The 11,690-nt window shown below is 71.7% G+C and carries 9 protein-coding genes; all 9 read right to left on the bottom strand.

Features of this window, described 5'->3' with window-relative positions:
• Positions 1-77: 77 nt before the first annotated feature.
• Complete coding sequence (locus AB0C36_RS19010) at positions 78-1,592, bottom strand: polysaccharide biosynthesis protein (protein WP_358355469.1); 1,515 nt, start codon at positions 1,590-1,592, stop codon at positions 78-80.
• A 794-nt stretch (positions 1,593-2,386) separates the two neighbouring features.
• The gene (locus AB0C36_RS19005; protein WP_358355542.1) at positions 2,387-4,123 is read right to left on the bottom strand and encodes an ABC-F family ATP-binding cassette domain-containing protein; all 1,737 of its coding nucleotides are present in this window, start codon (positions 4,121-4,123) and stop codon (positions 2,387-2,389) included.
• A gap of 202 nt (positions 4,124-4,325) precedes the next feature.
• Positions 4,326-5,267 carry a 4-(cytidine 5'-diphospho)-2-C-methyl-D-erythritol kinase gene (locus AB0C36_RS19000; RefSeq protein WP_358355467.1) on the bottom strand — a complete coding sequence of 314 codons (942 nt, stop codon included), beginning with the start codon at positions 5,265-5,267 and terminating at the stop codon, positions 4,326-4,328.
• Between the two features lie 64 nt (positions 5,268-5,331).
• A complete protein-coding gene (rsmA, locus tag AB0C36_RS18995; RefSeq protein ID WP_358355466.1) occupies positions 5,332-6,222 on the bottom strand; it encodes a 16S rRNA (adenine(1518)-N(6)/adenine(1519)-N(6))-dimethyltransferase RsmA in 891 nt (296 codons plus the stop codon).
• Positions 6,219-7,361, bottom strand: coding sequence for a resuscitation-promoting factor (locus tag AB0C36_RS18990; protein WP_358355464.1), 1,143 nt, complete (start codon positions 7,359-7,361; stop codon positions 6,219-6,221). The genes rsmA and AB0C36_RS18990 overlap by 4 nt, the downstream gene beginning before the upstream one ends.
• 150 nt (positions 7,362-7,511) lie before the next feature.
• Positions 7,512-8,408: a TatD family hydrolase gene (locus AB0C36_RS18985; protein ID WP_358355462.1), complete on the bottom strand. Its 897-nt coding sequence runs from the start codon at positions 8,406-8,408 to the stop codon at positions 7,512-7,514.
• A gap of 4 nt (positions 8,409-8,412) precedes the next feature.
• Positions 8,413-10,062, bottom strand: a complete 1,650-nt coding sequence (gene metG / locus AB0C36_RS18980) for a methionine--tRNA ligase (protein WP_358355460.1) — start codon at positions 10,060-10,062, stop codon at positions 8,413-8,415.
• A 103-nt stretch (positions 10,063-10,165) separates the two neighbouring features.
• Entirely contained in the window at positions 10,166-10,465 is a 300-nt protein-coding gene (locus AB0C36_RS18975) for a hypothetical protein (protein ID WP_358355458.1), read from the bottom strand.
• Between the two features lie 226 nt (positions 10,466-10,691).
• Positions 10,692-11,549, bottom strand: a complete 858-nt coding sequence (gene rsmI, locus AB0C36_RS18970) for a 16S rRNA (cytidine(1402)-2'-O)-methyltransferase (protein ID WP_358355456.1) — start codon at positions 11,547-11,549, stop codon at positions 10,692-10,694.
• Between the last annotated feature and the right edge of the window lie 141 nt (positions 11,550-11,690).

The following is an 11,690-nucleotide window of genomic DNA, read 5'->3' as shown; positions in this document are numbered from 1 at the left end:
TGTCGGCCGTCCGCGCCACGGAGCGGGCGGCCGACAGCCCCTGAGCCAGGCGTCCGGCGGCGCCTGCGCGGGATCGCTCAGAAGTCGTCCGGGTAGGGCGCCGCGAAGGCCGCGGCTCCCTCGGACGGTGCGGAAGCGTACCCGGGCAGCAGCTCCGTCAGCAGCACCCGGACGGCCTCGTTGTCGTTGCCCGCGGCCGCGCCGTACAAATCGGGCAGGCGCACCACCGCGCCGAGGGAGTCCACCGGCGGCACCGTCGCGTAGACACGCGGGTGTTCGGTCGGCAGGCGTTCCTCGGCCTGGGAGAACAGCGCCTCGTGCAACTTCTCGCCGGGCCGCAGGCCGGTGAAGCGGATCTCCACCTGCGGCTGGTTCACCTGTTCCACGAACTTGTGGACGAGATCGACGATCCGCACCGGATCGCCCATGTCGAGTACGAAGATCTCGCCGCCCTGGGCCATCCGCCCGGCCTCCAGGACCAGACCGACCGCTTCCTCGATGGTCATGAAGAAGCGGGTGACGTCCGGGTGCGTCACGGTGACCGGGCCGCCGCCGCGCACCTGTTCGGCGAGCACCGACAGGAGCGAGCCCCGGCTGCCCAGCACGTTTCCGAACCGCACGCCCGCGAAGACCCCAGGGGCCTGCGTGTTGGCCTGCACGATCAGCTCGGCGAGCCGCTTCGTCGCGCCGAGGACCGAGACCGGGTCGGCGGCCTTGTCGGTGGATATGAGGATGAACCGCTCCACGCCGATGTCCAGCGCCGCGCGCACCAGGTTCTCGGTGCCGAGCACGTTGGACTTGACCGCCTCGCACGGGTGCCGTTCGAGCAGCGGCAGGTGCTTGTGCGCGGCGGCGTGGAACACGACCTCGGGCTTGAGGTCGCGGAAGAGCTGCTCGATGCGCGGACGGTCCCGGATGTCCGCGATCACGAGCGTGTCGTCGTCGAGCAGGGCCTCGCCCCACACGTCGAGTTGCAGCCGGTGCAGGTTCGACTCGTCGTGGTCCAGCATGTACATCTTGCTGGGGCCGAACCCGTACACCTGGCGGCACAGTTCGCTGCCGATCGAGCCGCCGGCCCCGGTCACCAGGACGCGGCGGCCCGCGATGACCTCGCGTACCGACGCCGAGACGACGTGCAGTTCCTGACGGCCGATCAGCCGGTTGACGTCGAGCGTACGCATGTCCGAGCCGACCACGTCGCGCCGCAGGGCGACGAGGAAGGACGGCAGGTAGCGCACGCTCGCGCCGACGGCCGAGGCGTCGGCCGCGACCTTGCGGAAGTCCTCGGGCGGCAGCCCGGGGATGGCGAGCACCACGACTTCGACACCGAATTCGAGGCTGACACCCACCAGTTCGTTCAGGCCGCCGAGCACCGGGAGGGTCTCCGGCAGGCCGGGCTCCTCCCAGGGCGGTCCGGCGACACGGACCTCCTTCTTGTGCGGATCGTCGTCGAGGAATCCCACCGGGCACAACCCGAACTCGGGTGTGCGCAGCAGATCCCGCGCGAGCGCGCTACCGGCCGACCCGGCCCCCACGACCAGGGTGCGCAGGCCCGCGCGCAGCGCATTTGCCGACGTGGTCTCCAACCCCATCAAGCCCCCCAAAGTCAGGGGCATCGTCACCGTCGGCAGAACGCTTCCGGTCACGTGCCGAGTCGACGCCACCGGACCCGCGGGTGAAAATCCCCATCCGCACCCACCGAGCCCGCTCAGGCGTCGTCCCCGCGACTGCCCCTCCCGCCCCCACAACCCCGGCAGGCGCGGGAACGCCCACCGGTACCGCCGTTCAGACTACGGGTGCGATGCGGTGCCCGTGGGGAATTGGGGCGATTCTTTGGGACAACCGCCGCTCCGCCCGCCCGACCCTTCCTTACCTCGGGAACGTTCGCCGCCACCCCAACGTGCCGACCGCCATCGCCGACCACTCGAACCGACGAAGACCCCGCGACGTTCGACACCGCGTCGAACAACACGCTCGGTCCCCTTCGGCACCGTGTCCGACAGCAAGCTCATCACCACGTCCGACAACGCGTCCGGCCCCGTGTCCAACAGTAGGTTCGACACCGTTCGGCACCGCGTCCGACAGCCCGCTCGCACCACGTCCAACAGCAGTTCGACACCGCGTCGAGCAGCACGTTCAACACCAGACGTCACCGCGTCCAACCACACGCTCGCCACTTTAGGCACGGCGCTCGGCACCACGTCGAACAGCACGTTCAGCACCAGACCCGCGCCGCGTCCAACCGCACGCTCTCGGCACGTTCGGCACCATGTTCGGCACCGCGTCCAACAGCGCGCTCGGCACCACGTCCGACAGCTCGCTCAGCACGACGTCCAACCGCCCGCCCGGCCCCGCGCTCGGCACCGGCACCGACGCCGGCACCTGCCTACTCCCCCGCCTCCTCGGCGAGTTCAAGCCACCGGGACTCCAGGTCGTCGCGCTCGGCGGCGACGGCGCGCAGTTCGGCGTCCAGGTCGGCGACCTTCCCGAAGTCGGTCGCGTGTTCGGCCATGGCGGCGTGCAGCTTCTCCTCGCGCTCGCCGAGCTTGGCCAACTGGCGGTCGATCTTCTGGAGTTCCTTCTTGGCCGCGCGGGTGTCGCCGGTGCGCTGCCGCACCGCGGCGGACGGCACCGCGGCCTCCACGGCGGCCCGGCGGCGCGCCAGGTACTCGTCGACGCCCCCGGGCAGCATGCGGAGCGTACGGTCGCCGAGGAGGGCCCACACGGTGTCGGTGGTGCGCTCGACGAAGTACCGGTCGTGGCTGACCACGACGAGTGATCCGGGCCAACCGTCCAGCAGGTCTTCGAGTTGGGTCAGTGTCTCGATGTCGAGGTCGTTGGTCGGCTCGTCCATGAACAGCACGTTCGGCTCGTCCATGAGCAGGCGCAGCAGTTGCAGCCGGCGGCGCTCGCCGCCGGACAGGTCGCCGACCGGCGTCCACTGCTTCTCGCCGGTGAACCCGAACTGCTCGCACAGCTGGCCCGCGGTCAACTCGCGGCCCTTGCCGAGGTCGACGCGCTCGCGCACGCGCTGCACCGCCTCCAGCACGCGCCACGTGGCGTCGAGTTCGGCGACCTCCTGCGACAGGTACGCCAGCCGCACCGTCTTGCCCACCACGACCCGCCCGGCCGCGGGCTCCTTCTCCTCGTACGCGGCCTCCGCCATTGCCCGCATGAGCGACGTCTTGCCCGCGCCGTTGACCCCGACCAGGGCGATGCGGTCGCCGGGGCCGAGGTTCCACGTCAGGTGCTCGACCAGCGTCTTGGGACCGGCCTGCACGGTGACGTCCTTGAGCTCGAACACCGTCTTGCCGAGCCGGGCGTTCGCGAACCGCATCAGCTCGGAGCGGTCGCGCGGCGGCGGCTCGTCGGCGATCAGCTCGTTGGCGGCCTCGATGCGGAATTTGGGCTTGCTGGTGCGTGCCGGGGCGCCGCGGCGCAGCCAGGCCAGTTCCTTGCGGATCAGGTTCTGCCGCTTGACTTCCTCGGTCGCGGCGATCCGCTCGCGCTCTGCGCGCGCCAGGACGTACGCCGAGTAGCCGCCTTCGTAGTCGTGCACCCGCCCCGCCTGCACGTCCCACGTGCGCGTGCAGACCTCGTCGAGGAACCAGCGGTCGTGCGTCACGACGACCAGCGCCGAGCGCCGCGCCTTCAGGTGCCCGGCCAGCCACGAGATGCCCTCGATGTCGAGGTGGTTGGTGGGCTCGTCCAGGATGACCAGGTCGTGCTCGCCGATCAGCAGCTTGGCCAGCGCGATGCGGCGGCGCTCGCCGCCCGACAGCGGCCCGATCACGGTGTCCATGCCCTGCGGGAAGCCCGGCATGTCCAGGCCGCCGAACAGGCCGGTGATGACGTCGCGGATGCGTGCGTCGCCCGCCCAGTCGTGGTCGGGCCGGTCGCCGACGATCTCGTGCCGCACGGTCGCGCCGGGGTCCAGGTCGTCCTGCTGGCTCAGGATCCCCAGGCTCAGACCGGTGATGTGCGTGACGCGCCCGGAGTCGACGGGCTCCTTCTGGGCCATCGCCCTGATCAGCGTCGTCTTGCCGTCGCCGTTGCGGCCGACCACGCCGATGCGGTCGCCCTCACCGACGCCGAGGGAGACGCCGTCGAGCAGCGTGCGCATGACGTACGCCTTGCTGACGGACTCGAGGTTGACCAGGTTCGCCACAGCACGACCTTCTGGGGGGACGGGAAACACCCGATTCTACGGGTCGGGTGACAGCGGTTCGGGTGACAGCGGGTTCGGCCGGTGCGCGCAGAGCACGCCCGGTGCGCTCAGACCACGCCCGGTACGCCAAAGCACGCACAGAGCACGCCCAATGCGCTCAGAGCACGCCCGGTGCGCTCTCCGCGTTGCGCAGGCGCGGCAGGACACGGGCGCCGCCCACCGGACCGTACGCCACTCTCGTCGTGCGGCACGTGCCCGACGTCTCCAATGCCCGGGCGACCGCGTGTGCGCCGGCCTCGTCGGCCGCGAGGAACGCGCAGGTGGGCCCGGAGCCGGAGACCAGCGCACCCAGCGCCCCGGCCGCGGTGCCCGCCGCCAGCGTCGCGCGCAGCGCCGGACGCAGCGACAGGGCGGCCTCCTGGAGGTCGTTCGCCATGCTCGCGCCCAGCGCGGCCGCATCGCCCGCGCGCAGCGCCGCGATCAGCCCCTCGTGCGGCGCCGGATCCGGTACGTCCGCCCCCGCGACCGCCCGCAGCCGGTCGCACTCGCCGTAGACCGCCGGGGTCGACAGGCCGCCGTCGGCGAGCGCGAAGACCCAGTGGAAGCGGCCGACCGAGGGCACCGCGGCCAGGCGCTCGCCCCGGCCGGTGCCGATCGCGGTGCCGCCGAGGTCGCTGAACGGCACGTCGCTGCCCAGTTCCGCACCGAGCCGGCGCAGCATCTCGCGGGGCGTGTTGCCGCGCCACAGGGTGTCGCAGGCCAGCAGGGTGGCGGCGGCGTCGGCGCTGCCGCCGGCCATGCCGCCCGCGACCGGGATGCCCTTGCGGATGTGCACGTGCAGGTCGGGGGACGTGCCGAGGCGGTCGGCCAGCAGTTCGACGGCGCGCGCGGCGAGGTTGGTGCGGTCCAGCGGGACGCCGTCGGTGCCCTCGCCCTCGACGGTCACCGTGAGGGTGTCGGCGCGGGTGACGGTCACCTCGTCGAAGAGCGACACGGCGTGGAACACCGACACCAGCTCGTGGTACCCGTCCGGCCGGACCGCCCCCACGGCGAGCTGGAGGTTGACTTTGGCGGGAACCTGGACGGTCACGGAAGCCACGAGTGCGGGTGCCCCTCGTTCTCGGATGCGGGTCGCGTCGATCGTACGGCCCGTGAGGAGGTGGTTACGCGGGGGGTGGGCAGCCGGGCCGGGACCGCGTCCCCGCCTCCGCGATGCGCGTGAACTGCCCGACGTCGAGCGCCTCGCCGCGCGCCTTGGGGTCCACCCCCGCGGCCACCAGCGCCTCTTCGGCCGCGGCCGGCGAGCCCGCCCAGCCCGCGAGTGCGGCGCGGAGCGTCTTGCGGCGCTGCGCGAACGCGGCGTCCACGACGGCGAATACCTCCTCGCGGGTGGCGGTGGTCGCGGGCGGTTCGCGGCGGACCAGCGAGACGAGGCCGGAGTCGACGTTGGGGGCGGGCCAGAAGACGTTGCGGCCGATCGCGCCCGCGCGCTTGACGTCGGCGTACCACGCGGCCTTGACCGACGGGACGCCGTACACCTTGCCGCCGGGGCGGGCGGCGAGGCGGTCGGCGACCTCGGACTGCACCATCACCAGCGTGCGTTCGATGCTCGGGAAGGTCTGGAGCATGTGCAGCAGGACGGGGACGGAGACGTTGTAGGGCAGGTTCGCCACGAGTGCGGTCGGCGGCGGGCCGGGCAGCTCCGTGACGGTCATCGCGTCGGCGTGCACGAGCGCGAACCGGTCGGCGCGTTCGGGCATGCGCGCCTCGACCGTGGTCGGCAGGTGCCGGGCGAGCACGGGGTCGATCTCGACCGCGACGACGCGGTCCGCGGCCTCCAGCAGGGCCAGGGTCAGCGAGCCGAGGCCCGGGCCGATCTCCACCACGACGTCGTCGGGGCGCACCTCGGCGGTGCGGACGATGCGCCGCACGGTGTTGGCGTCGATGACGAAGTTCTGGCCGAGCTGCTTGGTGGGCCGGACGCCCAGTGCCCCGGCCAGCTCGCGGATGTCCGCGGGACCGAGGAGACCGGGTCCCGCGGGACGATCACTCACGTATACAGCTTACGGCCGCAGATGGGCCACGGACTCGCGCCCCGCTTCACGAACAGCAGCTTGGCGCGGTACGTCTGCTCCGCCGCGGGCGCCGTGCTCGCGACCCCCGTCCCGCCCATCGACTGCCAGGTGCGCGCGTCGAACTGGTACAGCCCGTGGTAGGTCCCGGACGCGTCGACGGCCGTCGGACGGCCGCCCGCCTCGCACTTCGCAAGCGCGGTCCAGTTGAGTCCGTCGGCGCCGGCCACCGAGGTGGGCAGCGGCTTGGTGCCGACCTTGACGATCTGGTGCACCGGGGCCTTGACGATCACCTCCGACACCTTGCGCGGGTTCTGCTTGACGCCGTCGACGGTCTCGTACGCCCACGTCACCCTCTTGATGCCGGCGGCGCCCTTGGTCTCGACCGACTCGTTGCCCTTGAACTGCGTGGGGTCGTCCTGCTTCCTGGTCTCGAAGGGGATGCGCTCGTCCTTCACGACCGTCGTGCCGGTGACGCGCAGGACCGACACCGTCATGCCCTCGGTGGGGTAGGTGTCGGTGGGAACGCTTATGCGGTCCTGCGGCCCTATGGCGATCTGGGCCTGCTGCAGCACCTCACCCAGGGACGCGGCGTTCGTGCGCACCGGGATCTGGCGGCCGTCGACCATGAAGGTCACGCCCCGCTCGGTGCGCACGTCGACGGCAAGGCCTTCGCGGCCGATGGGCGCGTCATGCGGCACCGACAGGTACGCGCCGTCGGTGCGCACCTTGAGCTCGTCCATCGCCTCGGCGACCGACATGGCGGTCACCCACACCTGCTGCGGGCGGCCGTCGAGAGTCAGGTTCAGCAGGCGGCCGTACCGGATCGCGACCTGGTCGCCGTCGTCAAGGTCGGCGTTGCGGCCGGGTGCGACGACGTCGTGCTCCCCTATGTCGATCTGCTCGCGGTCGAGGACCTGGCCGACGTTCGAGGCGAAGGTGTGCACGCGGCGCTTCTCGCCGTCGACGACGATCGTGACCGTCTTGTCGTACTGCACGAATGCCGTGGTGCCGCCCACCAGCACGGCCACGACCAGCAGTTGGGGCACCAGCATGCGCGGCGAGAACCCGCGGCGGGGCGCTTTCCCGCGCCGACGCCCGCGCTCGGCGGAACGACTCAAAAGGGTGGCTCCCTCACCTGCCGGTCGGCCCACAGGCCGACGTGCGGCCGGTGCAGGTCGACCGGTGCCAGTCGACCGAGCAGGGACTGTAACAGGTTGCCGATGCCCAACTGCCGTTCCACCGCGTACGGGTGAACCGGGCCCGAACGGTCAGCCCGTGCCGAAAACCCGTTCGGCGTTGGCGGCGAGGGCCACGCACAGGGTGTCCTCGTCGACGCCCTTGACCTCGGCCATCGCGCGCACCGTCACCGGGACGAGGTACGGCGCGTTCGGTCGGCCGCGGTGCGGGGCCGGGGTGAGGAAGGGCGCGTCCGTCTCGACCAGCAGCAGGTCCAGCGGCGCCACGGCCACCGCGTCGCGCAGGGGTTGCGCACTGGGGTAGGTCACGTTGCCGGCGAAGGACATGACGTAGCCGCGCTCGGCGCAGGTCTTGGCCATCTCGGCGTCGCCCGAGAAGCAGTGGAACACCACGGTCTCCGGGGCGCCTTCCTCCACGAGGATGCGCAGGACGTCGTCGTGCGCCTCCCGGTCGTGGATGACCAGGGCCTTGCCGTGCCGCTTCGCGATCGCGATGTGGCGGCGGAAGGACTCCTGCTGCGCCTCGGTGCCCTCGGGGCCGGTGCGGAAGTAGTCGAGGCCGGTCTCGCCGATGCCGCGTACCTGGGGCAGCGCGGCCAGTTCGTCGATTTCCGCGATCGCGGCGTCGAGGGCCGCCATGCCGCCGGGCTCGCGGCGCTGCCCGGACCAGCCGTCCGGGTCCCCGTGCACGAGCCGGGGTGCCTCGTTCGGATGAAGGGCGACGGTGGCGTGCACGCGCGGGTTGTCGAGCGCGGCCTCGGCCGCCCACTTGGACGACGGCACGTCGATGCCCACCTGGACGAGCGTCGAGATCCCGACCGCGGCGGCCGCGGCGAGGGCCGAGCCGATGTCGCCTTCTTGCAGGTCCAGGTGCGTGTGCGCGTCCCAGACGGGCACCCGCAGCGACGGGGGTGCGGGGGGCGGGGTGGTGTCCCTCGGCCCGCCGTCGCGGCGTGTGCGCTTGCCCATCGGGTCAGCTGTCCTTCTGCTCGTCGCGCTTCTCTTCCAGGCGCGGGAAGAGGATGTCGCCCTTGGTGACCGTGGCACCGGCGGGCAGCAGGCCCCAGTTGCCCGCGTCCAGGAGCTTCTGGTCGGCCAGCGCGCCGAGGTGCGCCTCGGCACCGAGCGAGACCCACAACTTCTCGGCGGTCGCCGGCATGACCGGGTTGAGCAGGACGGCGAGCGCCCGCAGCGACTCGGCCGCCGAGTAGAGGATCGTCGCCAGGCGGGCCTGGCCCTCGGGAGTGGTGTCCTTGGCGACCTTCCAGGGCTCCTGCTCGGTCAGGTAGCCGTTGACCTGCTTGACGTACGCGAAGACGTCGTCCAGCGCGCCCTGGAAGTCCAGTTGCTCGACCTTGGCGTCCGACGTCTTCACCGTCTCCGCCAGCGCCTCGTGCAGCGCGCTCTCCGGTGCGCCGGCCGCGGTTGCCGCGGGCAGCGTGCCGCCGAAGTACTTGCCGACCATCGCGGCGACGCGCGACGCGAGGTTGCCGAAGTCGTTGGCGAGTTCGGACGTGTAGCGCGCCGAGAAGTCCTCCCACGAGAACGACCCGTCCTGGCCGAACGGGATCGCGCGCATGAAGTAGTACCGGTACGCGTCGACGCCGAAGTGGTCGGTGAGCTGCTGCGGCGAGATGCCGGTCAGCTTCGACTTGCTCATCTTCTCGCCGCCGACCAGCAGCCAGCCGTGCGCGAACACCTTGTGCGGCAGCGGCAGCCCGGCCGCCATCAGCATCGCGGGCCAGATGACCGCGTGGAAGCGCAGGATGTCCTTGCCCACGATGTGCACGTCCGCGGGCCACGTCTCGCCGAACTTGGCCTGGTCGGTGCCGTAGCCGACGGCGGAGGCGTAGTTGAGCAGGGCGTCGATCCAGACGTACAGGACGTGCCCGGAGTCCCATGGGATCGGGATGCCCCAGTCGAACGTCGAACGCGAGATCGACAGGTCCTGAAGGCCCTGCTGCACGAACTTCAGCACCTCGTTGCGCGCCGAGGCCGGCTGGATGAAGTCCGGGTTGGCCTCGTAGAACGCGAGGAGCTTGTCGGTGTACGCGGACATCCGGAAGAAGTAGTTGTCCTCCGACAGCATCTCCACCGGGCGGCCGTGGATCGGGCAGAGCTTCTGGCCCTCGTACTCCCCGGTGCCGTCGACGAGGTCGCCGGGGAGTTTGAACTCCTCGCAGCCGACGCAGTACGGGCCTTCGTACGAGCCCTTGTAGACCTCGCCGTTGTCGTACAGGTTCTGCCAGAACTCCTGTACGCGCTGCGCGTGCCGCGGCTCGGTCGTGCGGATGAAGTCGTCGTTGGCGATCTCGAGGTGCTTCCACAGCGGCTTCCACGCCGACTCGACGAGCCGGTCGCACCACTCCTGCGGCGTCAGGCCGTTCGCCAGGGCGGTGCGCATGACCTTCTGGCCGTGCTCGTCGGTGCCGGTCAGGTACCACACCTTCTCGCCGCGCTGGCGGTGCCAGCGGGTGAGCACGTCGCCGGCGACGGTCGTGTAGGCGTGGCCGAGGTGCGGGGCGTCGTTGACGTAGTAGATCGGGGTGGTGACGTAGAACGCCTTGCCGCCCGCGTGTCCGCCCGGGGTCGTGGAGAGATCAGTGGATCCAGTGGCCGCCATGCCGGAAATCCTACGGCCCGCGGTGGGTGGGTCGCCCCCGAGTATCGGCGGGGCGGCCCACCCGGCCGTCCCGGGGTGGGCCGCCCCGCAGGTCGGCGGTGGCTCAGCGGCGGGACAGGCGCAGCAGATGCCAGTGGTGTCGGCCGGACGACGGCCGGGGCGGGGGCGCCGCCGCGGACGCGACCCGGCCCGCGGGCAGGATCCGCAGGCGAGCGCCTTCGCAGTGCTCGCAGCTGGGGCGGCTGAACGGCGACGGTACGCGGTTGCCGTCGTGGTAGTAGTGGCAGACCTGCTTGCCCTGCAGGTCGGTGACGTGGTGGATCTCGTACGCGCGCTCCCAGCCGTGGCCGCAGCCAAGACACACGAACGAGTACGCCTCGTGCACGATGGTCGATTGGTTCATGGCGACCTCCTCGCGCGGCCTTCCCACCGACGGTTCGGTGGTTCCTCGGCCCCGACTCCCAGGAAATGCGCCCGGTGCGGCCCCGCGCACCAGTGGTTACGCGGCCTTGGCATCTTCTAGTGAGGAGAATGAAGAAGTTGGGGCCTGCTTGGGCCGAACACTCCCATTGTGCTACCGACCCGTTGCCCGCGCTTGACGCGCGTCCCCGCGAGTGGGCGGCCGGGGCTCAGCCCTTGCGCTTCGCGGCCACCACCGCGTCGAAGACCTCGCGCTTGGGCAGCCCCAGTTCGGCGGCGACCTCGGCGATCGCCTCCTTGCGGTGCTGGCCGGCATCCTCCCGGCGGGCCACGAGGGCGGCCAGCTCGTCGGGTCCCAGATCGGACGGCTTCGCGGGCGGCGCGCCCTCCACCACGACGGTGATCTCGCCGCGTACGCCGGCGACGGCCCAGGCGGCGAGTTCGGCGAGCGGGCCGCGGCGTACCTCCTCGTACGTCTTGGTCAGCTCGCGGCAGACGGCCGCGCGCCGCTCGCCGCCGAAGGCCTCGGCCATCGCCGCGAGGGAGTCGGCGACGCGGTGCGGTGCCTCGAAGAAGACCATCGTGCGCGGCTCGGCGGCCACGTAGCGCAGACGGCCGGCCCGCTCACCCGGTTTGCGGGGCAGGAAGCCCTCGAAGCAGAACCGGTCGACCGGGAGGCCGGACAGCGCCAGGGCGGTCAGCACGGCGGACGGGCCGGGCACGGCCGTCACCCGCACGCCTTCCGCGACGGCGGCCTCGACGAGGCGGTAGCCGGGGTCGGAGACCGACGGCATGCCGGCGTCGGTGACCAGCAGGACACGCGCGCCGCCGAGCAGATCGCGCACCAATTCGGGCGTACGCGCCGACTCGTTGCCCTCGAAATAGGAGACCACCCGCCCGGGGATCTCGACGCCCAGCGCGTTCGTGAGCCTGCGCAGACGGCGGGTGTCCTCGGCCGCGACGACATCGGCGGCGGCGAGCTCCGCGGACAGCCGGGGAGGCGCGTCGCCGACCTCGCCGATCGGAGTACCGGCAAGCACGAGGACACCGCTGGGTTCATGTTCCACGGCACCATCCTCCCCCGTGGTGGGCACCGCACCGCCTCGCGGTCAATACGATGACCGCGTGACGAGCGACGTGGCGACCGACAAACCCACCCGCAAGCGCACCCCGGAAGGGGGCGGCGGGGCCGCGCCCGCACCGCCGGA

Source organism: Streptodolium elevatio, assembly GCF_040649515.1.
In the GTDB taxonomy this organism is placed as follows: domain Bacteria; phylum Actinomycetota; class Actinomycetes; order Streptomycetales; family Streptomycetaceae; genus Yinghuangia; species Yinghuangia elevatio.
Note: the sequence above shows the minus strand (reverse complement) of the source record. Positions and strands in the feature narration are given on the sequence as shown.